The sequence below is a fragment of the Sphingomonas sp. genome, assembly GCF_039594485.1.
Taxonomy (GTDB): Bacteria; Pseudomonadota; Alphaproteobacteria; order Sphingomonadales; family Sphingomonadaceae; genus Sphingomonas.
In genome coordinates this window covers 78,990-103,188 of the sequence record NZ_JBCNNI010000010.1, presented here as the reverse complement: position 1 = coordinate 103,188, position 24,199 = coordinate 78,990, and the positions used below count along the sequence as shown (strand labels likewise).

The 24,199-nt window shown below is 67.1% G+C and carries 27 protein-coding genes; 2 read left to right on the top strand and 25 right to left on the bottom strand.

Annotated elements, in window-relative coordinates; translation table 11 throughout:
- The 18 genes from fliD to ABDV78_RS06775 form a co-directional block, all read right to left on the bottom strand.
- Positions 1–1,467, bottom strand: coding sequence for a flagellar filament capping protein FliD (fliD, locus tag ABDV78_RS06860; RefSeq protein WP_343526610.1), 1,467 nt, complete (start codon positions 1,465–1,467; stop codon positions 1–3).
- Between the two features lie 79 nt (positions 1,468–1,546).
- Positions 1,547–2,671, bottom strand: a complete 1,125-nt coding sequence (locus ABDV78_RS06855) for a flagellar type III secretion system protein FlhB (protein ID WP_343526609.1) — start codon at positions 2,669–2,671, stop codon at positions 1,547–1,549.
- Positions 2,671–3,444, bottom strand: coding sequence for a flagellar biosynthetic protein FliR (gene fliR, locus ABDV78_RS06850; RefSeq protein ID WP_343526608.1), 774 nt, complete (start codon positions 3,442–3,444; stop codon positions 2,671–2,673). The genes ABDV78_RS06855 and fliR overlap by 1 nt, the downstream gene beginning before the upstream one ends.
- A gap of 1 nt (position 3,445) precedes the next feature.
- Positions 3,446–3,715, bottom strand: a complete 270-nt coding sequence (gene fliQ, locus ABDV78_RS06845; protein ID WP_341505761.1) for a flagellar biosynthesis protein FliQ — start codon at positions 3,713–3,715, stop codon at positions 3,446–3,448.
- 111 nt (positions 3,716–3,826) lie between these two features.
- Positions 3,827–4,705 (bottom strand): flagellar type III secretion system pore protein FliP, encoded by an 879-nt coding sequence (fliP, locus tag ABDV78_RS06840; protein WP_343526607.1) that lies wholly within the window; start codon positions 4,703–4,705, stop codon positions 3,827–3,829.
- On the bottom strand, positions 4,702–5,055 hold the full coding sequence (locus ABDV78_RS06835; protein ID WP_343526606.1) for a flagellar biosynthetic protein FliO: 354 nt from the start codon (positions 5,053–5,055) through the stop codon (positions 4,702–4,704). Before ABDV78_RS06835 ends, fliP begins: the two co-directional genes overlap by 4 nt.
- A gap of 8 nt (positions 5,056–5,063) precedes the next feature.
- Positions 5,064–5,354, bottom strand: a complete 291-nt coding sequence (gene fliN, locus ABDV78_RS06830) for a flagellar motor switch protein FliN (protein WP_343526605.1) — start codon at positions 5,352–5,354, stop codon at positions 5,064–5,066.
- Positions 5,351–6,337 (bottom strand): flagellar motor switch protein FliM, encoded by a 987-nt coding sequence (locus ABDV78_RS06825; RefSeq protein ID WP_343526603.1) that lies wholly within the window; start codon positions 6,335–6,337, stop codon positions 5,351–5,353. Before ABDV78_RS06825 ends, fliN begins: the two co-directional genes overlap by 4 nt.
- Positions 6,338–6,340: 3 nt before the next feature.
- Positions 6,341–7,042: a flagellar basal body-associated FliL family protein gene (locus tag ABDV78_RS06820; RefSeq protein WP_343526602.1), complete on the bottom strand. Its 702-nt coding sequence runs from the start codon at positions 7,040–7,042 to the stop codon at positions 6,341–6,343.
- A gap of 11 nt (positions 7,043–7,053) precedes the next feature.
- Complete coding sequence (locus ABDV78_RS06815) at positions 7,054–8,517, bottom strand: flagellar hook-length control protein FliK (protein ID WP_343526601.1); 1,464 nt, start codon at positions 8,515–8,517, stop codon at positions 7,054–7,056.
- A 13-nt stretch (positions 8,518–8,530) separates the two neighbouring features.
- The gene (locus ABDV78_RS06810) at positions 8,531–8,971 is read right to left on the bottom strand and encodes a hypothetical protein (protein WP_343526600.1); all 441 of its coding nucleotides are present in this window, start codon (positions 8,969–8,971) and stop codon (positions 8,531–8,533) included.
- 17 nt (positions 8,972–8,988) lie between these two features.
- Positions 8,989–10,326, bottom strand: a complete 1,338-nt coding sequence (locus ABDV78_RS06805; protein ID WP_343526599.1) for a FliI/YscN family ATPase — start codon at positions 10,324–10,326, stop codon at positions 8,989–8,991.
- Entirely contained in the window at positions 10,320–11,120 is an 801-nt protein-coding gene (locus ABDV78_RS06800) for a FliH/SctL family protein (RefSeq protein WP_343526598.1), read from the bottom strand. The genes ABDV78_RS06805 and ABDV78_RS06800 overlap by 7 nt, the downstream gene beginning before the upstream one ends.
- A complete protein-coding gene (gene fliG, locus ABDV78_RS06795) occupies positions 11,113–12,144 on the bottom strand; it encodes a flagellar motor switch protein FliG (protein ID WP_343526597.1) in 1,032 nt (343 codons plus the stop codon). The genes ABDV78_RS06800 and fliG overlap by 8 nt, the downstream gene beginning before the upstream one ends.
- Complete coding sequence (gene fliF / locus ABDV78_RS06790) at positions 12,141–13,991, bottom strand: flagellar basal-body MS-ring/collar protein FliF (protein ID WP_343526596.1); 1,851 nt, start codon at positions 13,989–13,991, stop codon at positions 12,141–12,143. The genes fliG and fliF overlap by 4 nt, the downstream gene beginning before the upstream one ends.
- Position 13,992: 1 nt before the next feature.
- Positions 13,993–14,367, bottom strand: coding sequence for a flagellar hook-basal body complex protein FliE (fliE, locus tag ABDV78_RS06785; RefSeq protein ID WP_343526595.1), 375 nt, complete (start codon positions 14,365–14,367; stop codon positions 13,993–13,995).
- Entirely contained in the window at positions 14,364–15,647 is a 1,284-nt protein-coding gene (locus ABDV78_RS06780) for a sigma-54 dependent transcriptional regulator (protein ID WP_343526594.1), read from the bottom strand. The genes fliE and ABDV78_RS06780 overlap by 4 nt, the downstream gene beginning before the upstream one ends.
- On the bottom strand, positions 15,613–15,858 hold the full coding sequence (locus ABDV78_RS06775) for a hypothetical protein (RefSeq protein ID WP_343526593.1): 246 nt from the start codon (positions 15,856–15,858) through the stop codon (positions 15,613–15,615). Before ABDV78_RS06775 ends, ABDV78_RS06780 begins: the two co-directional genes overlap by 35 nt.
- Before the next feature lie 63 nt (positions 15,859–15,921).
- Here ABDV78_RS06775 and ABDV78_RS06770 point away from each other — a divergent pair, with 63 nt between their 5' ends.
- Together ABDV78_RS06770 and ABDV78_RS06765 are read left to right on the top strand one after the other, a co-directional pair.
- A complete protein-coding gene (locus tag ABDV78_RS06770; RefSeq protein WP_343526592.1) occupies positions 15,922–16,770 on the top strand; it encodes a flagellin in 849 nt (282 codons plus the stop codon).
- A 201-nt stretch (positions 16,771–16,971) separates the two neighbouring features.
- Positions 16,972–17,808, top strand: coding sequence for a flagellin (locus tag ABDV78_RS06765; RefSeq protein WP_343526591.1), 837 nt, complete (start codon positions 16,972–16,974; stop codon positions 17,806–17,808).
- A gap of 146 nt (positions 17,809–17,954) precedes the next feature.
- On the opposite strand, the gene ABDV78_RS06760 is transcribed toward ABDV78_RS06765, so the two are convergent.
- From ABDV78_RS06760 to flgM, 7 genes are all read right to left on the bottom strand, one after another.
- Positions 17,955–18,800, bottom strand: coding sequence for a DUF3037 domain-containing protein (locus ABDV78_RS06760; protein WP_343526590.1), 846 nt, complete (start codon positions 18,798–18,800; stop codon positions 17,955–17,957).
- Positions 18,797–19,534, bottom strand: a complete 738-nt coding sequence (locus tag ABDV78_RS06755; protein WP_343526589.1) for a HipA family kinase — start codon at positions 19,532–19,534, stop codon at positions 18,797–18,799. The genes ABDV78_RS06760 and ABDV78_RS06755 overlap by 4 nt, the downstream gene beginning before the upstream one ends.
- A 64-nt stretch (positions 19,535–19,598) precedes the next feature.
- On the bottom strand, positions 19,599–20,408 hold the full coding sequence (locus ABDV78_RS06750; RefSeq protein WP_343526588.1) for a FliA/WhiG family RNA polymerase sigma factor: 810 nt from the start codon (positions 20,406–20,408) through the stop codon (positions 19,599–19,601).
- Positions 20,405–22,486: a flagellar biosynthesis protein FlhA gene (gene flhA, locus ABDV78_RS06745; RefSeq protein ID WP_343526587.1), complete on the bottom strand. Its 2,082-nt coding sequence runs from the start codon at positions 22,484–22,486 to the stop codon at positions 20,405–20,407. Before flhA ends, ABDV78_RS06750 begins: the two co-directional genes overlap by 4 nt.
- 3 nt (positions 22,487–22,489) lie before the next feature.
- Positions 22,490–23,347 carry a lytic transglycosylase domain-containing protein gene (locus tag ABDV78_RS06740; protein WP_343526586.1) on the bottom strand — a complete coding sequence of 286 codons (858 nt, stop codon included), beginning with the start codon at positions 23,345–23,347 and terminating at the stop codon, positions 22,490–22,492.
- A gap of 234 nt (positions 23,348–23,581) precedes the next feature.
- Positions 23,582–23,893 carry a flagellar protein FlgN gene (locus ABDV78_RS06735; RefSeq protein WP_343526585.1) on the bottom strand — a complete coding sequence of 104 codons (312 nt, stop codon included), beginning with the start codon at positions 23,891–23,893 and terminating at the stop codon, positions 23,582–23,584.
- Positions 23,880–24,137, bottom strand: a complete 258-nt coding sequence (gene flgM / locus ABDV78_RS06730; RefSeq protein WP_343526584.1) for a flagellar biosynthesis anti-sigma factor FlgM — start codon at positions 24,135–24,137, stop codon at positions 23,880–23,882. Before flgM ends, ABDV78_RS06735 begins: the two co-directional genes overlap by 14 nt.
- Between the last annotated feature and the right edge of the window lie 62 nt (positions 24,138–24,199).

Genomic DNA, 24,199 nt, shown 5'->3' with positions numbered 1-24,199 from the left:
TCAGCTGCTCTTCGTCCACATCTTGACCTGCTGGTCCATGAAACTCTGTATCGACTTGTAGCTCGAAACACGGGCGTTCATCGCGGAGAACTGCGCCGTCATGCGATCCTGGGTCGCGTTCTGGTCGTCGGTCAGATCGCTCTGGGCCAGGCTGTTGTCGCTCTGCGCCTTGGTCAGCCGCTGCGACGTCGCGCCCAGGCCATAGATGGAGCTGGTCGCGGCCATCTGGATCGAGTTCAGCTGGGCCGACAGGCCGATCAGATTGTCGCCGCTCGACTGGAACATCTTCTCGACGGCATCGGGATATTGCGACATCACCTGGGAGAGGCGGGTCGCATCGACCTTCAGCGTGCCGTCCTTGTTGGTGCCGACGCCCAGATCGGCCAGCGTCTGGGGGCCGGGCGCGCTGCCGTCGCCGGGCACGATCTTCATGGTGGTCAGCCGACCCAGCGACTGGGCCAAAGTGCGCGTCGCCACATCGGAGCGCAGGTCGCCGGTCACCGGATCGAGTTCCTTGTTCAGCGCGGTGATATTGTCGTTGAAGGTCGAGACGAAGCTCGACACGATCGAGGTCAGGGCTTCGGTCGGCCGCGTTCCGGTGAGGGCGACCGCGTTGGTCGATACCGCGTTCAGCGTGATGTTCACGCCCGCGACCAGATCGTTGACGGTGTTGCTCGTCCGCTCGATCGACACGCCATCGACGGTCAATTTGGCGTTGCCCGCGGTCGAGGTCGTCTGCGTGCTCGACCCGCTGCCCACGTTGAATTTCGACAGGCCGGCGGTCTGCCCTTCCGTGGCAGTGATGGTGAAGCTGTTCGCCGAGCCGGTCTTGCCCGTGAAGGACAGGAACGCCTTGCCGTCCGCATTGGTGATGACCGAGGCGGTGACGCCGGTATTGGCGGCGTTGATCTTGGACGCGATCTGATCGATCGTCGGGCTGGTACCGTCGTCGAAGGTCACGTTGACCGCATCGTTCGAGCCGACCTTGATCGACAGGGTGCCGGTGCCCATCGACTCGCTCGGATCATAGCTGGAGCTGGTCACGCTGGTCTGCGCGGTCGCCAGCGCATTGACCGTGATCGATTTGGACAGCCCCGACAGCTTCGCACCGGGTTGCGTCGTCACGCTCAGCACGGCCGCGTTGCTGCTGGTCGCCTGGGTCGCGAGCGTGCCGCCCTTGGCGAGCGTCGCGAGCGAGCTGGCGAAGTCGGTGATCGAGCTCATGACCGTCGACGCCGCCGAGATCTGGGTGGTCAGCGTGTCGGCCTTCGCCTTCAACGCGGCGGTGCGCGCGGCGAACTGCGCCTGGACCAGCGAGGGGACCAGCGCAGACAGGTCGATGCCCGAGCCCGTCTGGAGCGAGGTGAACAGCGCCTGGGCGGCGGACTTGGTCGCGTCGGTCGTCGACTGGGTGGTGGACGTGCTGGTCGCCGTGGAGGACGACGAGGTAGAAGATATGGTCGTCATCGACGGAGCTCCTGCACGCGTTCTCCGACGTTAACGGCCATAAGCGTGCCTTTTTTAGCGGGATGCGACGAACGGATCGTCATTGCGGTATGCCGTTTTCGTCGAAGCGGGCGCCGACCGGGACCTCGACCGGCGGCTGCGACGTGCCGCCCGCCCCCGCATTGAGGCCGAAGACGAAGGCGAGGACGACGGCGATCGCCTGGTACAGGTCGGCGCGGACTTCCTGGCCCTCGCGGCTGGTATAATAGACCGCGCGGGCGAGCTGGGGATATTCCAGCACCGGCGTCGCCAGTTCGGCCGCCATCTCGCGGATGGCAAGCGCGGTCGCGCCGCGGCCCCTGGCGACGACCACCGGCACCTCGTCCTGGCCGCGCTCATAGCGCAGCGCGACCGCGAAATGGGTCGGGTTGGTCAGGATGACATGCGCTTCCTGCACCGCCGCGCGCACCGCCCGGCGCGACATCTCGCGCTGCTTGCCCCGGATATGCGCCTTTGCCTCGGGATTGCCCTCGCTTTCCTTATGCTCGTCCTTGACCTCCTGCTTGGTCATCTTGAGCTTGGAGAAAAGCTGGAAGATCTGGAGCGGCACGTCGAAGCCCGCGATCAGGATCAGGCCGAAGCCCATCACCAGCAGGATGGTGATGAAGGTGCCGCCCAGCGAACCGATCGCGCTGTTGAGATCCGATTGCGCCAGGCCCAGTGTGGTGTGCGCCGATTTCCACAGCATATACGCGCCGATCGCGCCGAGCAGCACGACCTTCAGGAGCGACTTGCCGAGTTCGGTCCAGCCCTGTGCGCCGAAGATGCGCTTCAGGCCCGAGGCGGGATTGAGCTTGGAGGGCTTGGGCGTCAGCGCCTTGGGGTTGAAATGGAGCGCGCCCAGCCCCGCCTGCGACGCGATGGTCGCGACGATGGTGACCGCGAACAGCGAGGCGAGCGAGGGAGCGAGCTTCCAGCCCGCTTCGGCGAGCGGCCGGAACGGCTCGAAATCCTCGACATCGGCACGGCCGAACTGGAAACTGGCGGCCATCACCGCCTTGCACGCGCCCAGCAGGGTCGGCCCCGCGAAGATCAGCCAGGCAATGCCCGCCATCATCACAAGTGCGGCGGCCAGGTCGCGGCTGCGCAGGATCTGCCCGTCGTCGCGCGCCTTTTGGCGGCGCTTCTGGGTTGGGGCTTCTGTTTTCTCGCCACCCTCCGACATCAGCCGAGCACCAAGGTCTGGGTGGCGGACAGGCCCTCGCGGATGATGACCAGCATATAGTCACCCATGGCGGGGAAGGCGATGGCGATGGCGATGACGCCGATGAACAGCGCGGCGGGCAGGCCGACCGAGAAGAGGTTGAGCGAGGGTGCGGCGCGGCTCATCATCCCCATGACGAGGTTGAGGCACAGCAGCAGGAAGCCGACCGGCAGCGCCAGCAACAGTCCGGCCAGGAAGGCATAGCTGCCGAACAGCGCGATCGCGCGGAACTGCGCCGGGACCATCCAGGCATGGCCGGGGGGCAGCGCCTCATAGCTCTTCACGATCGTATCGACGAGGACGAGGTGCCCGTCGACCGACAGGAACAACAGGGTCAGCATGACGGTGAAGAACTGGCCCAGCGCCTGGGTCGAGCGGCCGTTGAGCGGATCGACGGTCGCGGCGAAGTTGATCCCCATCGACCCGCCGATCAACTCGCTGGCGACCAGCGGCGCGGTGAAGGCGACCTGCAGGATCAGGCCCAGCGCCAGGCCGACGATCGCCTCGGCCGCGACCGACATGATGGTGGGCAGCGCGAAGATGACGGGCGGCGGCACGACCGGATGCGCCATGTTGACCAGGAAGGCGATGGCTCCGGCCAGGCTGACGCGCACGGGCAGGGGGATCGACACCGCGCCGAACACCGGCGCGGTGATGAACGCCGCCCCGACCCGGATCATGATGAACAGGATCGCCCAGGCCTGCGGCTCGATCGAGAGGCCGAAGCCGAGCATCCTACTTGACGAGATCCGGGATGCGCTCGAACATGCTGACGGTGAAGTCGCTGAGCAGCCCCATGATCAGGCTGCCGAAGATCAGGATCGAGACGGCGACGACGATCAGCTTGGGGACGAAGGACAGGGTCTGTTCGTTGATCGAGGTCGCGGCCTGCACCATGCCGATTACCAGGCCCGAAACCAGCACGGGCAGCAGGATGGGGGCGGCGGCGAGCGCCAGCACCCACATGGTCTGGTTGGCCAGCGTCAGGAAATAATCGGCGTCCATGATGCGGTCTTCGTCCTGTGAGGCGGTTTTTCGTGGCCGTCGGCGTCACTTCGGGCTGACGCGATCATGGTCGATATTGGTTAACGAAGGCCTGTCGCGCCTTGGCACCGCTTACGTCGCGAAACTGTTCGCCAGGCTGCCCATGGTCAGCGCCCAGCCATCGACCAGCACGAACAGCAGCAGCTTGAAGGGCAGCGAGATGATCGAGGGCGACAGCATCATCATGCCCAGCGCCATCAGCACGGTGGCGACCACTAGATCGATGACGATGAAGGGCAGGAAGATCAGGAAGCCGATCTGGAACGCGGTCTTCAGCTCCGACGTCACGAAGGCGGGCAGCAGCACCGAATAGGGAATGTCGTTGGGGCTGGCATAGGGGCCGGACTTCGCCATTTCGGCGAACATCGTCACGTCCTTGATCCGGGTCTGCTTGGCCATGAAGGCGTGGAGCGGCGCGCCAGCGGCCTTGATCATCTCGGTACCGGGCAGGCGGCCCTCGGCATAGGGCTGGATCGCCTGGCTGTTCATCTGGCTGATCGTCGGGGCCATGATGAACAGCGAGAGGAAGACCGACAAGCCGATCAGCACCTGGTTGGGCGGCGTCTGTTGCAGGCCCAGCGCCTGGCGCAGGATGGCGAGCACGATGACGATTCGGGTGAAGCTGGTCATCATCAGGATGATGCCCGGCAGGATCGTCAGCAGGCCCATGATGATCAGGACCTGGAGCGACAGGCTCAGCGAGCCCGAGCCGCCATTGCCACCGCCGCCAAGCTGGCCGATCGCCCGGTCCACCGCGTCGCCGACACCCGGTGCGGGGGCGGCCGCGGGCGCCGCCGGGGCGACCTGGGCAAAGGCGGGCATCGCGATCACCAGCGCCAGCAGCAGCGCCAGGACGATCCAAAGCGGTTGCAGGCTGCGTGTCGGGGCGGTGCCGGCACGTGGCCGGATCAGCGCGGGGCCGGTCCCCCGGCGGGTCACGGAGATGGTCATTGATCGAACTTCTTCGGCGCGAAGCGCGAGACGAAATCGGTGGCGCGGCGCGGCGCGGCGGGCGGCACCGGTCCTGGCGTGAGCGACGCGGTTCCGCCGCCCTCCACCTTGTCGACAAGCTGCACGCCGCCGCGCCCGACCGAGACAAGCAGGTTGCGCCCCTCGAACTCGATGACCGCCAGGCGCAGGCCGGGCGAGATCATCATCGTCTCGCGGACATGGATCAGCCGCGTCGCGGGCCGCCCCGGCATCCGGCTTTCCAGACGGCGCCAGAGATAGAGGCAGCCGATCATCAGGCCGCAGATCAGCGGCAACAGGATGACCAGCTTCAGGATGTAGGACCAGAGCATGGCGGGGATCAGCCGCGCTTGTCGGGGTTGACCAGCTCGGTCATGCGCACGCCGAAGCGGTCGCCGACCGTCACCACCTCGCCCCGGCCGATCAGCGTGCCGTTGACCAGCACGTCGAGCAGCTCATTGGCCTGGCGGTCCAGTTCGATCACGCTCGATTCGGACAGCGCCAGCAGCTCGCGCAGGGACAATTGCGTCGAACCGATCTCGACGGTCAGCTTGACGTCGACGTCCTGGAGCAGCCGGAAATTGGCCGCCACCGAGGTATCGACCGAAAATCCGCCGGTCATATCGTTCATTCTGCAGGTCCTTCATAGGCGGGAGCCAGTCCGTCGAGGGACCGGTTGAGCGAGGTAAGCTGGACGGCGGCGCGGCCATTGGCGGTGCCGACCGTACCCATGCCGAGCAGATCGCCGCCGACCATCACCGGCACTTCCGGGCCGAAACTGATCGGGATAACGTCACCGGTCTTCAGCTCCATCAGGCGCTGGAGCGAGACGACGGGTTCGGCGAGCACCGAGCGGACCGGGAAGCGGACGGTCATCACCGCGCGGGTCAGGTCGCCGCGCCAGGTGGGATCGGCCTCGGCCTGCCGGTCGACCACCTTGCCCGTCAGGGCGGAGCCGTGCGGCTTCATCGCGCTGACCGGATAGAGGATATCGATCATCGTCGGGCGGCGAACCTGTCCGGCGATGCCGAAGCGCGTGACGATCATCGCATCGTCCGCCTCGATGCCTTGCAGCATGGCGGGCGAGGATTCGGGGCGGCCGGGATGGAAGTCCAGCCGGGCGAGCGATTCCCAGGCGTTGCGCAGCGGCGTGGCGATCATGCCGCCCAGCCGGGTGATCATCGCATCGGCCGCGGGCGAGAATTCCGCGGGCAGCGGATCGGGCACGCTGCCCGTGCCGCCGAAGAACAGGTCGATCAACGACAGGCTGAAGCTGCCGTCGATGACGATCAGGGCCTGCGCATCGGGTGGGGAGGACGCCGCAGTCGAGGTCATCGCCATCGGCAACCAGGCGCTCAGTCCGTCACCGCGTTCCGCCCGGTAATCGGCGAAACGCTGGACGACCAGCGGCTCGGCCCAGCAGCGCAGCTCTTCGCGAATGAGGGATTCGAACAGGCCCCGCAGGCTCCGCGCCAGACGCGCGGACAGATGCTGCATCGTGTGCAGATCGCCGAACGGATTGAGCTTGGCCGAACCCAGCACGCCATGATCGGCGGTGCCGGGCTGTTCCCGATCGCGCTCGCGTCGTTCAACCTGAGGGGCGGCGTTAACCATGCCTCACTGAACAACGAAATTGGTAAAGTAGACGTTAGCGACCCCCCCGAATCCTTCCTTTTGACGAAGAATCTCGTTGATCGAGTCGACCAGCTTGCGCTGAAGCTGGCGCTTGCCCTCGCTGGAGAACACCATGTCCTCATTGGCGTCGCCCAGCGTCATCAGGATCGCCGAGCGGACCGCCAGGTCGTTGGTCTTCAGATTGTTGATGACCGTGTCGTCATAGGGCGTCGACACCGCCAGGCCGACCTGGATGATATGCACCGAGTCGCGCATGTTGGACGTGAAGTCCTTGGGAAGCTGGTAATAGTTGGAGGCATAGCGCTCGCCGCCGTCGCCGATCGGCGTCTTCATGCCGACATTCTCGTGCCCGCCGCCTTCGCCGCCCTCGCCACCGCCATGGCCCCCTTCGCCGCCCTCGCCGCCTTCACCACCGGAACCGGCACGCTTCTGCTCGGACTTGGGCACCAGCTTGGGGCCGGGATGGCTGGCATCGGCCTCGGCTTCCTCCTTGGCGGCCTTGTCCTTTTCCGACGACCCGCCATGGCCGCCGATCAGGCCCGAACTGGCCGCATAGAGACCGGCTCCCACGCCGCCGCCCAGCAGGACGAGGACGCCGACGACCATGACGATGATCTTGCCCAGCTTGCCCTTCTTCTTCTTGGGGGCATCCCCGGTTTCGGCTGTCACTTTCGCGTCGCTCATATGTCGGTTCCTCAGGCGATTCGGGTGGAAGAAGGCGAGGCGGCGTCGGCGTTCGAAGCCGTGGCCGTCTCGGAAAACGGGTTGGCGCGGGTGCGCGCAGGCGTGCCGGGCGCGGGATAGGGCTGGGGCGCGGGGCGCTGCTCGCCGCCGGACTGGCCGGCGCCGCCGCCGTTCACGGCCGTCTCGCCCAGCCGCATGCCCTTTTCCTCGGCCAGGCGGTGCAGCACGGGCTGGGCATCGGCGAGCAGGGTCGCGGTACCCGCCTGTTCGGCGGTGAAGTGGATATGGGTGGTGCCCTCGTCCTGGCGAATCGCGACCGCGACGCCGCCCAGCGCGTCGGGCGAAAGCTGGATTCGCGTATCGGCGGTCGCGGCATCCTCGCTCATCCGGGCGATACGGTCGATCATGGTCTGCGGCCAATGCTGCTGCGTCATGTCGAGGGGGGCCTGATCGCTGCCCCCGGGCGCGGCCGCGACCGGCAACATGCCGTCGGTGGCGCCCAGCGCGGCGGGATCGATCCCGGTCGGGGGCGCCGGATTCGGCGCGTCCCCGATCTCGTCTTTTCCCCCGGTGGTGGTGGACAGGCCGCGCAGGGTTCCGGCGAACAGACTCATGATCCGTGCATCCTGGCCCGGCACCGTCACGCTCAGCGGCCCCGGCGGCACGATGGCGGACGTCAGGGGCAGGCGAGCATCGAGCGGCCTGCCCAGGATGGCAGGGTCGGCGACCGGCCGGAAGCTGGGCCTGCTGTTGGAGTCGCCCGTATCGGTCGTTGCCATGCCATTGGCCCGGGCCAGCATGTCGAGCAGCGCGGTGTCGACCTTGGCCCCGCTTGCCGAACCCCTGGTCGCGGTGTCCACCGGCGCGCCCTGGCCCGGCGTGGCGACGTTCACTGGCCCCTGTGTCCCGACGGCGGACGTCGAGGGCAGGGCCGTATCGAGCGGCGCGGCCGGGGCAGAGGAAACGGCCACCGGCCGCAGGGCAGGCCGGGAAGCGGAACCGTCCGTGCCGGTCGCTGCCGTTCCATGGGCCTGGGCCAGCCTGTCGAGCAGCGCGGTGTCGAACGGGGGGGACGCTTCGGCAAGCCCGGCCGGGACGGTGGCGATGGTGTCGGTCGCCACCGTGACGGTGTGCTGGCCGCCGCGTTGATCGGTGGAGCCGATTGCCGAAGCGATATCTTCGCGAGAGCCCGCCTCCGCGCTTTCATCCGGTGCGATGGGGATGTCGATCGGCGGCAAGGGGGCAGGTTCTTGCCGCATGGCATTGCCGGTCATGCCGCCGCTGCCGTCCATGGTATCTGAGGCGTCGTCGTCATCCTTGACCGACCTCGGGTCGGCTTGCGACGCGGGGGCCGTCGATTTGATGCTCAGAAGGTCGGCAAACTGCATCCTTTGCCCGGGCACGCGGTTGCGGGCGGTCAGCGCCCGGCTGGCGGGCGGCGTGTCGGTCGCGAGGCTGATGGGGATCGATGACATGACGAGAGCTTCATCAGCAAGGATCGTGCCGGTTTCGCGCATGGCGCCCGGCGGTGGCGGGCATATCTTCCAGCGCGCGCATCTCGGCACGGATCGCGGCGGCGCGGGCCCGTTCGAGCAGCTTTTCGACCGCCGTCTGGTCGCGCTTGGCATCGCGGGTCTGCTCGGCGGCGCGGGCGGCCTGTTGCTCGGCGGCGGCGATCCGGCCCTGCGCCGCGTCGGACGATTCGAGCAGGCGGTGGCGGAAATGCGCGCTGGCCATCAGCGAGGCCGCGGACATGGGCGGAGCCGGGGCGGGGGTCACCGCCTCGACCAGTTGCGTGATACGGTCGGATAGCTGGTGTTCGCTCGCCAGCCGCGCCTGCGCGCGTGCCTCGTCCGCCATGGTCAGGTTGAGTTGCAGGGTGCGGACCCGGTGGAGCCGGTTCAGCATCGTCTGTTGTCGGGTCGCCATGATGCGCTATCCCCGGATCAGGCGCCGGGCTGACCGAACACGCCGACCAGTTCCTCGACCGCATGGTCGAGCGGCACGATCTCATCGGCGTCCTGGCGGATATATTCCATCACCGCCGGGTGGCAGGCGATGGCCGCATCGATCGCCGGGTCCGCGCCCGCCCGATAGGCGCCCATCAGCACGAGGTCGCGATTCTCCTCATAGGTCGCCAGATGACGGCGGAGCGTGCGGGCGGCCATGGCATGGGGCTTGCCGACGATATCGGTCATCACGCGGCTGACCGACGGGCCGATATCGATCGCCGGATAGACGCCGCGTTCGGCCAGATGGCGGTTGAGCACGATATGGCCGTCCAGGATCGAGCGTGCCGAGTCGACGACCGGGTCGTTGCCGTCGTCGCCGTCCGCCAGCACCGTGTAGATGGCGGTGATCGAACCGGTGCCATGCGCATCGGCGCCCGCGCGCTCGATCAGGTTGGGCAGCATCGCGATGGCCGATGGCGGATAGCCGCGCGCGGAGGCGGGCTCGCCCAGCGCCAGCCCGATCTCGCGACCGGCATGCGCAACGCGGGTCAGCGAATCCATGATCAGCAGGACCTTCTTGCCTTCGGCGCGAAACGCCTCGGCAATGGCGGTGGCGCGCAGGGCCCCGCGAATGCGCAGCACCGGCGAGTGATTGGCGGGCACCGCGACCACGACCGAGCGCGCGCGCGCCTCGCCCGCGACCTTGGTTTCCAGGAAGTCGGCCACCTCGCGGCTCCGTTCGCCGATCAGGCCGATGACGATCACGTCCGCCCTGGCGGCGCGTACCATCATGCCGAGCAGCACCGACTTGCCGACGCCCGATCCGGCCATGATGCCGACGCGCTGGCCCTGGCCGATGGTCAGCAGGCCGTTGATCGCGCGGACGCCGACATCGAGCGGCTCGCGCACCCGGCCGCGATCGAGCGGCGACTGCATCTTGCCCGCCAGCGGCCAGCGTCCCGCGCCGCGAATGGGGCCGAGGCCGTCGATCGGCTTGCCCGACCCGTCGACCACGCGGCCCAGCATTGCCGCGCCGACCTCTGCCTCGCCCGGAGGGCCGAGCGGGCGCACCGGCGCACGCGGGAGCAGCGGGGCGGGACCGCCCAGATTCATCAGGAGGGTGCGGCCGTTGCGGAACCCGATGACCTCCGCCTCGACCCGGGCTTCGGCCGTATCGCCGATCGCGCAGACGGTCCCGACCGGCAGCGTCAGCCCGACCGCCTCCATCAACAGCCCGTCAAAGGAGGACAGGCGGCCGCAGACGGTGGCGCGCGGCGAGAAATCGGCCTGGGCCAGCGTTTCCAGATAATCGACGGTGAAACGGTTCAGCATGACGGTACCTGCACCTTGTCGATCACCTGCGCGAGCTGGTGCAGCCATTGGGTCGGGCCGTCCTCCACGATGGTCGAGGCGCTTTCCAGCACGAAGCCGCCGCGCTCGATGGTCGGGTCGCCGACCGGGAAGATGCTTTGCGGCACCCGACCCTGGAGCAGCGGGACGTCGTCGGGATGGACGCGCAGCATCGCCGATTCATGGCTGTCGGCGAGCAGGTCGATCGCCCCCTCGATCCGCGCGGCCAGGCGGTCGGCGTCGATCCCGACCTCGCCGACCAGTCGGGTGACGAGCGCCATCACCGTCTGGCGGAGCTGGGTCGCCATCAGGTTGCGGTCGATGCGCGAGGCCATGGCCTGCGCGATGCCGTCGACCAGCTGGCCGTCGCGGGTCTGGGCCTCGAACAGCGCCTGATATTCGCGGGTCGCGGTATCGACGCCCTGGGCATAGCCCTCGGCATGTCCGGCGGCGCGGGCTGCCTCGATCGGATCGGGGGCGGTTTGCGCGGTGCTCGGATTCTCGCAGGCGGCAAAGGGGTCCCAGCCCTCCGTCGGATCGTCCTGGCGATTGGCGGGATGGAAATGGCGGGGACGCGCCGTCGCATCCGGCGCGGAATCACCCGCGCCGCCGGGTACCGGCGAGCGCGGACGGAAGGAGATCGGCCCCGAGTCCAGGTCGATGCCCAGGCCCGCCATGTCCGACCGGGCGAATCCGCCCGGCGGGGCGAAGGCCTGGTGCAGCGCGGCGGCGGCGGCGTTCTGGCGGGCGGAGAAACCGGCGACGAAATCAGACATAATCGTCCTCGCCGCCGCCCATCATGATCGTTCCTTCCTTGGCCAGGTTGCGCGCGACGGCGATCATCGCCTTTTGCGCTTCGAGCACTTCGGACAGCTTCATCGGCCCACGACCTTCCATTTCGTCGCGGATGCCCGCCGCCGCCCGCGAGGACATGCAGCCCAGGAAGCGTTCGCGCGCCGCCTCGTCCGCGCCCTTGAGCGAGCGGATGAGGATTTCGCCGTCGACATTGCGGATGAGGGTGCCCAGATTCTTGTCGTCCATCTCCAGCAGGTTCTCGAAGATGAACAGTGCCTCCTCGATCTGCTTGGCGACGTCGCGGTCGATCTTGAACAGCTTGGGCATGACCCGCTGCTCGGTCGACTTGCGCGCGCTCGACAGGATCTTGGCGGCCTCGCGCGAACCGCCCATCGCCAGGCCGTTGCCGCCACCGGCGCCGCCGCCCGCATTGCCGCCACTGGCATGGCGGGACAGCACGGCATTCAGCGTCTCGATCGCCTGTGGCGTCACCGGCCCCAGCCGCGCGACGCGGTGGAGGATGTCGGGCTGCATCGTCTCGGGCAGCAGTTCCAGCACCTGGCCCGCGACGGTGGGGTCGCAATTGGCGATCAGGACGGCGCCGATCTGCGGATGTTCCTTCTCGACGATCTTGGCGATGTCGGTGGCATCGAGCCAGTCGAGCATCTCGATCTCGCACTGGGCCTCGGGGGGGACGATGCGCGACAGCACGCTGCCCGCCCGTTCGGGGCCGAGCGCGCGGTTCATCATGTTTTCGACCAGCGGCTTGGGCTGGAAGGCGATCGAGGCCCGGGCGCGGGCGCAGCCGACGAAATTGTCGAGCACCGCACCGACATCGTCCTCGCTGACATCGGCGATCGAATACATCGCCTTGCCCAGCTCGCGAACCTCTTCGGGGTCCAGCTTCTGGAGGATGGCGGCGGCCTCGTCCTCGCCGACCAGCATCATCAGGACGGCGGCGCGCTCGACCCCGGAATAGACGCGGGGGCCGTCGGCGGCGCTCATTCCTGGGGCTCCGGCATGCGGATCATGTCACGGATGGCGAGCGCGGCACGCGCGGGATTGTCGCGGGTGAAGCCGCGCACCTTGACGATCCGTTCGTCGAGCACGGTCGATTCCTCGATATCGTCCAGCGTCACCGGCGCCTGCACCTCGATCTGCTCGCGCCCGTTGGTCGGGGCGTTGCTCACGCTGATCCCGGCGGCGGCCAGCGCGGCCAGCGCGGTGGCGTCGATCGGCACGGCCACGCCGTTCACGCCGATGATCATCGGCGTCCCGTTGGGGCCGGTGACGATCTGGCCCGGCTGGCCGGACAGGTTCGACTGCGCGCCGTCGGCGGCTCCCATGGGCAGCGCCCTGGTGGCGGCGGCCTCGTCCTTCTTCTTGGTCATCGCCTTCAGTAGCGGCCGCACGCCGAGCAGCAGGACGAGCAGCGCGATGATGAGCGCGGTCGCATTGCGGGCGACGACGGGCAGCCAGCTATTGTCGTACCATGCCCGCTTGTCCTCGATGGTGGCGTCGGCGAACTTGCGGCTGATGACGGTCACATTGTCGTTGCGCTGCGCGTCGAAACCGACGGTCGACTTCACCAGGTCGGAAATCTGCGTGATCTCCACCTGGCTGCGCTTGCCGGTGGCGGGGTCGCGCAGCAGGACCGCGACGGTCAGCCGCTTGATCGAACCCGGCGCGGCGCGAGTGACCGAAACTTCCTTGTTCAGGTCATAGGCGCGCTGGAAGGCGTCCGACTGCTTCTCCGGGTTGACGCCCGGACCACCGGCGACGGGCTTGCCGTCGGCGGGCGGCGTGCCCGGCGCACCATTGGCGGGTTGCGGCTGCTGCAGGGTGCTGGCCGGCGGCGGCGTGTTGGACAGCGCACCCGGAATCCCGCCCGGAGTGGTCGGGTCCTTCTGGTTGCCGGTCCAGTTGCCTGTTTCGGCGCGCAGCGCGCCATCCTTGTCATAGCGTTCGCGGGTCGCGCTGGTTTCGTCCAGATTGACCTCGGCCTGCACCTCGGCGCTGAAATTGCCCGCGCCGACCAGCGGGGTCAGTAGCTGGACGAGCTGGGTGCGGTATTTCTCTTCCAGGCGGCGCTGGAAATCGATGCGGCGATCGTCGCCGGTCGCGCCGTCCGCGCCCTTCTTGGACAGGAGGCCGCCCATCTGGTCGACGACGGTCACATCCTCGGGCTTCATCCCCGGCACCGACGAGGCGACGAGGTTGACGATCGACTGGACCTGCGCCTCGGACAGCGAGCGTCCGGCATTGAGCTTGAGCACCACCGAGGCGGATGGCGAGGCATGGTCGCGCACGAAGACCGAAGCCTCCGGCATGGCGAGGTGCACGCGCGCCTCGGCCACCGCGTCGATCTCCTGGATCGAGCGGGCCAGCTCGCTCTCGCGCGCCTGGCGAAGCCGTTCGCCCTCCACCGCGCGGCTGACGCCCATCGGAAGCTGGTCGAGGATCGCATAGCCGCCGGGAGCCTGCTTCGGGAGCCCCTGGCCCGCCAGCAGCATCCGCGCCCGGGAATAATCCTCCTCGTTGACGGTCAGCGCGCCGGTGCCGTCGTTGATCTTGCTCTTGATGTTCGCCGCCGACAGAGCGCTCGTCACCGCCTGCTTGTCGGCGTCCGAGAGATTCTCGAACAGCGTCTTCTGCGTCGGGCTGGACAGCGCCATCCAGGCGAGCGCGGCGGCGGCGATCAGTCCGATCAGCAGCGCCATCGGCGCGGAGCGGCGCACGGCAGGCTGCGCCATCACCGACTTGATCTGGCGAAGCGGGTTGGCGAATTTTTCCGGCAGCGGCGGCAGGGCCGGTGCGGGACTGGTCGATGCGGGGGTGAGGGCTGTGCTCATCTTACACCGGCATGCTCATGATGTCCTTGTAGGCGGACAGGAGTTTGTTGCGGACCTGCAGCGTGGCCTCGAACCCGACCGACGCCTGCTGGCGGGCCATCATCACCTTGGCGATGTCGACGGTTTCGCCGCGTTCGTAGGATTCGGACAGGCGGGCGGCCTGTTGCTGGCCTTCGTTCACGCCCTTCAGCGCGGTTTCCAGCGTGTCGGCGAAGGTCGCCGGGGCGGCCGGGGCTTGAGTCTGGGCGGCCTGTGCCGCCTGGTTGGCACCGGCCTGGCTTGCCGCCTTGAGCGCCTGATTGCGTTCCAGGATCTGGGCGCGCAGCGCCATCACCCGGTCGACGCTCATCGCGCCGCCGACACCGCCGACGCTCATGCCATCATGGCCCGGCTAGAGGGACGGATGATCTCCTCGCCCTGCTCGCGCGCCTTGGCCAGGCGATAGCGCAGCGTGCGCTCCGAAATACCCAGGCGCTTGGCGGTCTCGACCCGGTTGCCGCCGCACGCGGCCAGCATCTCGCGGATCGCGGCGAACTCGCTCATCTGCACGACCTTGCCCAGCGTGGCTTCCGCGGTCGTCACGGTCAGCGGCATGTCATCGGTGTCGTTGGCGACCATCGGGCGGTCGAACACGATATGCTCGGGCTCGATGGTCGCGCCGCCCGCGAAGAGCAGCGCGCGCTGGATGACGTTTTCCAGCTCGCGGACATTGCCCGGCCAGTTGTGCGTCGCCAGCTTCTCGATCGCGGCGGCGCTGGGCCAGGGCATCACGGCACGGCCCAGGGCGTGGCGCAGGATCATCGTCGCGGCGAGCGCGGGGATGTCCAGGCGACGCTCGGCCAGCGGCTTGGTGGTCAGCGGGAAGACCGACAGGCGGTAGTAGAGGTCGGCGCGGAACCGGCCAGCGGCCACCTCGGCCTGAAGGTCGCGATTGGCGCAGGCGATGACGCGGACATCGACCGACTGCGGCATCGACGCGCCGAGCGGGATCACCTCGCGCTCCTGCAGCACGCGGAGCAGCTTGGCCTGGAGCTGAAGCGGCATCTCGGCGATCTCGTCGAGCAGCAGCGTGCCGCCATCTGCGGCGCGGAAGAAGCCTTCGCCCGCCTGCGCCGCACCGGTGAACGCGCCCTTCTGGTGCCCGAAGAGCAGCGCCTCGAGCATCGATTCGGGCAGCGCGGCGCAGTTGATCGCGACGAACGGCTTGGCGGCGCGGCTGGACTGTGCGTGGATGGTACGGGCCAGCACTTCCTTGCCGGTGCCGGTCGGGCCGTTGATCAGGACGGTGATGTCCGACTGGGCGACACGCTCGGCCAGGGTGAAGAGCGCCAGGCTTTCTGGATCGGCGGCGGTCGGCATCTCCGGCCCCGCGACCAGCGCGCGGACGAAGCTGTTGCCGACACCCGCCTCGCTCGACGGATAGGTCACCGTGGTCGGGCGGCCGTCGCGCATCGGAACGATGGCAGGGACCGGACCATCGCCGACGATCACCGTGCGGGCGGGATGCGTGATCGCATCGCCCGGGGCCGCCAGGATCATGTCCCCGGCCTGCACCGGCGAATCCGGTTCGGCGATCGCCAGACCTTGCGCCCGCAAGGCGGAGATCAGCGCATATTTCTGCTTAACCAGCGCGGGAGTGGGGTGAATCGACGGCATCGGTGGGAAGTCCTTTCGCGACTCCCGAATGCGGCATCTTTGGTAAAACCGTGGTTAATACGGCAATCACGACGGCAAGTTTTTTCCGGGCGCGGGCGGGCGGATGCGCAGGTGCGATCGCCCGCGCATAAAACGGCAAAACCGGCAAAACTTTACGGCGAATATTTGCCGGGCGGCGGCTAAAACCTGCCGGAATGCGGCCGTTCTCCACTTCGACGGCTCGACGGTCCCAGGGGACAGCGAGGGACCCGTCAGGCTATTCGGAGGATGAACGATGACTGTTATTGCGACGAACGTGAATGCGATGCGCGCCACTGCCGCCAGCAACCTGGCCCAGAATGCGCTGAGCGTGTCGATGCAGCGCCTGTCGACCGGCAAGCGGATCAATTCGGCAGCGGACGACTCGGCGGGCCTGGCGATCTCCTCGTCGATGGCCTCGCAGATCCGCGGCATGGCGCAGGGCATCCGCAACGCCAATGACGGCATCTCGATGGCGCAGACCGCCGAGGGTGCGCTGGACGAAGTCAACAACATGCTGCAGCGGATGCGCGAGCTGAAGGTCCAGTCGACCAACGGCACCTATCAGAGCACCGATACCGCCAACATCAACAACGAGCAGCTGGCGCTCGCCAACCAGATCAACAGCGTGCTGGGCAATACCACGTTCAACAAGAACAAGTTGTTCGACTCGGGTGCCGCGACCGGCTTCACCATCCAGACCGGTGCGGGCACCAACGATACGGTGACGCTGAAGTCGACCGATTTCACCGGTGGCACGAACGGCAATGCAGCCATGAAGGCCGTGACGGGTGGCGCCGGTGGCACCGCGCCGACGGCCACCTCGGTCGGGGCAGTGACGCTCGACCAGTATGACTCGGCGATCAGCGCGGTGGCGACGGCCCGTGCCGGCCTGGGTGCGACGCAGAACCAGCTTCAGTCGGCGGTCAACAACACGACCTCGACCATGACCAACCTGTCGGAGGCCAAGAGCCGCATCGAAGACACGGACTTCTCGGCCGAAACGACCGCGCTCGCCAAGGCGCAGATCCTGAGCCAGGCGTCGACCGCGATGCTGAGCCAGGCCAACCAGTCGCAGCAGGGCGTGCTCAAGCTGCTCGGTTAATCCCCGGCTCGGGGGTTTATCCCCTGAACCCCCGATAACTGTTCCCCCGCTATTTCAATGAGATGGCGGGGGGCAGCCAAAAGAATTCGTCGCCCGCTGCACTTTTTTTCCTAAAGTGCGGCGAAAGGCGGCCGTTTTCCGTGGTGGCAGCTCGACCTTCGCCTTGGGGGCGGCGGAGAGCTCCAGCCTTGGAGAACAACCATGACGGTGATCGCCACCAATATCTCTGCCTTACGCGCCGCCAACGCATCCGTATCCGCCCAGACCGGTCTGGATGTGTCGATGAACCGCCTTTCGACCGGCAAGCGGATCAATTCCGCCATGGACGACGCGGCCGGTCTGGCCATCACGTCCTCCATGACCGCCCAGGTCCGTGGCATGAATCAGGGCGTTCGCAATGCCAATGACGGCATTTCGATGGCGCAGACAGCGGAAGGCGCGCTCCAGGAAGTCAGCAACATGCTCCAGCGGATGCGCGAGCTGGCAGTGCAAAAGGCCAATGCGACCTATTCGACGCAGGACAAGACCAGCATCACCGTCGAACAGGACGCCCTGTCGGCCCAGATCTCGACGATCCTGACCAATACCACGTTCAATGGTCAGAAGCTGTTCGACGGCACCGCGGGCAATGCCGGATCGGTGCAGATCCAGGCGGGCGCGTACAGTACCGATGCGCTGACCATGACGTTCGGCAATTTGAAGACCGACGCCACCCTGACCACCATCATCGACTTCACCAATTCGAAGCTCCAGTCCACCACGCCGCCGACCCTGGAGGATTTCGACACCGCGATCGCCAAGGTGGCGAATTTCCGGTCTGGCCTGGGCGCGGTGCAGAACCGGCTGCAGTCGGCGATCAACAACCTGACGTCCAACGCCACCAATCTTTCCGCCGCGCGTAGCCGGATCGAGGATACCGATTACTCGGTCGAAACGACCGCGCTCGCCAAGGCGCAGATCCTGAGCCAGGCGTCGACCGCGATGCTGAGCCAGGCCAACCAGTCGCAGCAAGGCGTGCTCAAGCTGCTCGGACAGTAATTTCCGGTTCCTGAGCGCCCTGGCACCGCGCCCCCACTCGGGTGCCGGGGCCAACCGGCTGCGCCATTGCGGACCGGTTTGCAGGACAAACCCCGGCGGCAGCGATGCCGTCGGGGTTTATGTGTTGCAGGGCCAATTCCAGACGATCAGAAAGTCAACCGGGTCGGGCCGATCGAATCCCGTGCAAAGGCGATGATCCGTTCATTGATATCGCCATCGACCTCTCCAGGCACGACGTCGAAAGGCAGGTCGCCCAGTTCTTCCTTCGCCAGACGATAGGCATGATGGGCTGCGGACTCGGCATCCGGCGTAGGCCCTTGCGTTGCAATCAGGATGTCGCGCGGCGTGATCTGGTTCCGGTCGAGCAGATATTCCAATCGCTTGCGCCAGTGCGCCGCATAGTCGACGATCGCCATGGGGCGTTTGTGGCCGAAGGACAGCGGCCGGATGGCGCGCAGCCGATCACCCCGATGCGCCAGCGGGAAGCGGACCGAAACCACCTCGTCGTCGATCTCGATCTGCTTGAAAAAGCCGAGATGGCGGCGCTTGAGGGCCTTGCGAATATCGCGGGTCAGGGCAACTTCCGGCGTATCGGTCGAAAAGTCGCGCTTGACGAAGCGGCCATAGAGCTGCGCCACGAAATGCGAGAGGGGCGGATCCGCCTGCGCAACGCGCGGTTCGCTGAAGCGGATGCTGGATTCCCGGCGCGTGACGATCTCGTTGAAAGCCTGCTCGCCGTCCCATGAACCATAGCTGGGCAGAAACTCGCTGATCCGTCCCAGTTCCAGTTCGAGCAGCGCGACCGCGCCGGCATAGGCGGCATAGCCCTGTTCGTCGAAGAAATGGCGGATCCGCGAAAAACGCTTGGGCGCGATCTGATATCCGATCTGGCCATGCGCAACATCGACGGCAATAACGCCGATATTCGCGAATTCCTCGGTTTCGGCAAAAGGGCTGAACCGAATGATCGCATAGCGATAAAGCGTCTTCATCCCAGTTCCGCCCAGAAAGACGGATCGGTTCGCCGATCCAGCATGCTGGCGATATGATCGAGCATACTGCCCTGTCCGTCCAGCCATTCCTCGGGCAGGCTATCCAGGATGGCGGGGAGGAGAGCCTGCGCGTCGGTCATTCGCTCGTTGATCCGGCGGCACAGTGCATCGCGGTTGCGCAAGCCGCTCCACGCGCTGCGTCCGGCATGGAGCGGTAGCTCATGTCCGGGATCGTAATCCAGCGCAAATGCGAGATTGTGATCGATCGCGACGAGCTGGCCATTCTCCAGTCGCACGAAAAGATTGGGATTTCCGCCATGTTCCGTCAGTGACCGGTCGCCATTCCCGATCCAGTGATCAAAGATGTAGAGCTGGGCCAGCAGCACCGCGGGTTGCGCATCGAGGGTCGCCGGAGTTACCGGTTGCACCGCTTCCTGCCAGGCGGATGCGAAGACCAGACCTTCGCCGATCGCGCGCGCCGCACGCGTTTCGCCATGATGGCGCAGAAGCGATCCCGGCATTCGGCCAATGACGAACGGTGGGATCGGCAGGCCCATGGCCTGGCCCAAACACCCTGCCACGACCTCGGCGACCAGCCCATGGGGCAGGGCCTGGCGCCCCTTGACCGCATAGAGTTGATCATCCTCGAGCTGACAAAGAAAAGGATGTGTCATGCCACTGTCGATCGGCCGGACGATCTCGACAATATCCAGGGTATCGAGCGGAAGCGCCATCGCGCTTCAGCCTATCAGCTTGTCATGACGACGGCCATGACCCGTAATGGGAAAAAGCACCCCCTCACGCCTGCGCGGCGAGCGCCTTTTTCAGCTTGGCGTGGGCCGCGCTCTTGATCTGGCAGATGCGCGCGGCGCCGACGCCCAGCACCTGGCCGATTTCCTCCAGATTGAGTTCCTCGACATAATAGAGCTGGATCACCAGCGCCTCGCGCTCGGGCAATCCGGCGATCGCGGCGATCAGCGCGTCGCGCAGGTCGCTTTCGGCGAGTTGCTCGAAGGCGTCGGGCGTGTCGTCGGCGAACCAGGGCAGATCGTCCGAATAGACATCCTCGATCGCCTCCATCCGCACGGCCTCCGCGGTCCGGTATTCGGTGCGCAGGCGTTCGACCGTGACGCCCAGCGTCCGCGCGACCGCTTCGTCGGTCGGGGCCTGGCCGCTCGCCTGGGTGAGGGCGGCGACCGCCTTGGCATAGTCGCGGCGGCGGCGCATCGCCCCGCGCGTCGTCGTCGCCTGACGCCGCAACTCATCGATCATCGCCCCGCGCAGCCGGGCCTTCAGATAATGGCCGAACTCGACCCCGCGCTCCTCGAACGAGGCGGCGGCCTCGACCAGCGCGACCAGGCCGACCTGCACGAGATCCTCGACCTCGATCAGGTTCGACATCGAGCCATGGACATGCCACGCGATGCGCCGGACCAGCGGCAGGTGCTGGCGGATCAGCGCGCCCGGATCGCCCCCGGCACCGCGTTGCGCGGGACGATAGGTGATCGGCTTGTCGGCCATGGTGGGGTTGGCCAGCGCGGGATCGAAGCTCGCCGGATTGATCGGCTGGGCGTTCATGAATGCGCCGCTGAAAGGGTGCGAGGTCATGCAGCAATCGCCTGTTGCTGGGAGTGATGGGGGGCGCCGATGACGGCGACGACTTCGACCGGCTTGTCTTCCGGTACTTCGAAGAAGGAGAGGACGGGTGTGTCCGGCAGGCAGGTGCGCAACAGCTTGCGCATCGCCAGACGCACGCCCGGCTGGACGACGAGGGCAAAGGGCTTGGCCTCGGCGATCAGGGGCTGGGCGGCCTGGGTCAGCGCGGTGGTGATCCGCTGGCCCAGATCGGGTTCGATGACATGGCGGCGCGACACGTCGGCGCGCATCGCCTGGCCCAGCAGTCCTTCGAGTTGGGCGTCCAGGGTCATGACGCGCAAGGGTTCGCGCACGCCGCACAGCTTCTGGACGATCAGCGCGCCGAGATTCGGGCGGATCATCTCGATGATGTCCTCGGCGTCCTGCGACTTCTGCGCGGCGACCGCGATGGCCCCGGCGATACGCCGGAATTCCTTCAGGCTGATATTCTCCGCGAGCAGGCCCTTCAGCACCTGGGTCAGCGTGGTCAGCGGCAGCGGCGTCGGGCAGAGCGAGGCGGCGAGTTGCGCGGCACGTTCCTTCAGGCCGTCGAGCAGCGATTGCACCTCGTCGGGGCCGAGCAGTTCGGATGCGTTGGTGGACAGCACATGGTTCAGATGGGTCGCCATGACGGTGCCCGGATCGACGACGAGATAGCCCATGCCCGTGGCGGCATCGGCATCGCCCTTCAGGATCCAGGTGGCGGGCAGGCCGAAAGTGGGGTCCTTGACCGGCTTTCCATTGAGCGTGCCGAAGGCCTGGCCGGTGTCGAGCGCCAGCATCTCGTCGGGCGACACCTGATCCTCCGCGGCGACGACGCCGTTGACGAGGATGCGATAGCTATAGGGCGCCAGGTTGATGTCGTCGCGGACGCGGGCCTGCGGCACGACGAAGCCCAGATCCTTGGACAATTGGCGCCGGACGCCGGTGATGCGCGCCATCAGCGGGGCTCCGCGACGCTCGTCGACCAGCGGCACCAGGCCATAGCCGATGTCGATATGCACCTGCATGCCGTCGATGACTTCGTCCCAGGCGATGCGCGAGGGGTCGACCGGCTCGGCGGCGGGCGGTGCGGCGGCGATGACCGGGCGCTTCTCGATCTGGCGCAGCTTCCAGGCGGTGAACCCGGCAATGGCGGCGGCGGGCAGCAGGACGAGATGCGGCATGCCGGGCAGCGCGCCGAGCAGGCCCAGGATGACGGCGACCGGAATCCAGGTCTTGGACGCGCCGAACTGCGATCCGATCTGGCCGGCCAGATCCTTGTCGGACGAGACGCGGGTGACGATGGCGGCGGCGGCGATCGACAGCATCAGCGAGGGGAGCTGCGCGACCAGCGCGTCGCCGATGGCGAGCAGGATATAGGTCTTGGCGGCGTCGGCGACGCCCATGCCGTGGCTGACCGGGCCCAGGATCAGGCCGCCGATGACATTGGCCGCCAGGATCAGCATCGCGGCGACCGCGTCGCCCTTCACGAACTTGGACGAACCGTCCATCGATCCGTAGAAATCGGCTTCGGTCGACACCTCGACGCGGCGCGCCTTGGCCTGGTCCGGGGTGATCAGCCCGGCGTTCAGGTCGGCATCGATCGCCATCTGCTTGCCGGGCAGGGCGTCCAGGGTGAAACGGGCCGAGACTTCCGACACGCGACCCGCGCCCTTGGTCACCACGATCAGGTTGATGATCATCAGGATCGCGAAGACGAAGAGGCCGACGACATAATCGCCGCCGATCAGGAAGGTGCCGAACGCTTCGATGACATGGCCCGCCGCGCTCTCGCCCTCATGGCCATGGACCAGCACGATGCGGGTGGACGCGACGTTCAGGCCCAGGCGGAACAGGGTGGCGAAGAGGAGGACGGTCGGAAAGGCCGAGAAGTCGAGCGGCTTTTCCGCGTTCAGCGCGACCATCAGCACGGCCAGGCTGATCGCGATATTGGCGACGAAGAAGATGTCGAGCAGCGCCGGCGGGATCGGCACGACCATCACGAGGACGAGCAGCAGGATCGCGGTCGGCAGGGCCATGGTCCGGCCGCTGGAGAGGAGCTTGCCCATTCCTTAGCCCCCCATGCTCGCGAGCATCATGTATGCCAGGCGGGCATGATCCGGTTTGGGCCGCAGCACGCTGTCGCCGGTCGCGGCGCCGCCGCGCAGGCCGAGCTGGCTCATGGTGCTGTTGGCCCAGGCGATCGCATCGGCGGCGCTTTCATTGTTGCCGGTGACGACGGTGGCGTCCCCGTTCATGCCGGACAGGGCGAGGGCCTGGGCGGCGAATTGCAGGTTGGCGGCGCGCGTCTCATCGCTGTCGGTCTGCGTGTCCGACAGCTTGGCGGCGAAGCGGTCATAGATGTCGGACAGCGAGCGCGGCTGACCGTTCGAGGTATAGAAGACCGAGCGGTTGGCGCGGGCGGCGGCGGGAAACAGCGCCGCACCGCTCGCCTGCGGGTTGCTGGCCATCGTGCCCAGGAACCTGGTCGCGCCGCCCAGGCCCAGGAAATGCGCCATGTACAGGTCGGTGCCGTTGGCCTCGCGGCCCAGCGTCGATTCCAGCGCGGCCTTGTTGTCCGAGGCATGTTCGGCCGCCATCAGCGAGGCGGCGGTGGGATCGTTGCGCAGGCCCATGATCGCCGAGCGCGAAGCACCGGCCACATAATAGCGCCCGCCCGACTGGCCGATCGCGTCCGCCGCCCAGCCCAGGCCATGTTCGGCGCCATGCTTCTTCAGCACCGACAGCCAGCTCTGCTCGACAAACTGATACAGCCCCGAGGCCGAGGAGGTGCCCGCCCGCGCATTGGCGTTCAGCCCCGACTCCAGCTTGGCCTGGCCGAGCAGATAGCCGAAATCGACACCCGTGCGGCTGGACGCCAGCGCGATGGCCGATTGGACTCTGGCTTGAGAGACGGGTTGGACGGTCATGCTGTTTGGTTAAGGCCCTTGTTCGGGCTCCACACAGCAAGGGGCGTGCCAATTCAGTCCGGTGCCGGTTCCGGCCAGGCGTAAAAACGGCAGTGGGCAGCAAAAAAGCCCGGAATCACCGGGCTTTGGTTCATCGGGGCAGGGTTGCGGCGGGGCGGGTAGCGGAACGTGGTGCCGCCCTGTCTCCGGCCGATCCGGCAAAGCGGCAAGGCCTTGCCGTCCGGCAAGCGGCAATCAGGCGTAGGCGCGCATCATCGGCCGATAGCCCGCACCGGCATCGCCGGTCAGGGTCTGCAACCGGCGACGGACATTGGCCGCCATCAGGTTGACATAGATGCGGCAGGTCTCGTTCAGGCGATTGGCTTCGTCGGCCAGTTCGCGCAGTTCGGGGCCGGCCGGGCCGGTGCCCAGCGACGCGACCTCCTCGATCGCGGCCAGCTTGTCCTGGGTCGCGCGCTCCAGGCCGGCGACATCATTGACCTTGAGGGCCGCGATCTCACGATGAAGGGCCTCGATGACCCGGATCAGGGCGTCACGCCGCGTCATTGTCGCTCCAGCTCAGCTTCAGGGCGATCATCTGGTCGGCGATGGTCGCCGGCAGGATCGGAAAATTGCCGTCCGCGATCGCCTTCTTGATCTGGGCGATACGCTCCTGATTGACCGGGGGCTGCGCGGCCATGACGCTCGCCAGCCCACTCAGCGCGCTCGTATTGCCTTCTGTCGCCGTAGAGGCGGTCTGTGCACCGACCGGGGCGGTCCCGGCGGCCGTCGCGGAGGCGTGCGTCGACACGGCGACCCGCGCGACCCTTATATCCCCGGCATTCAGCCTTGACGTTGAAATTTCCACCATGC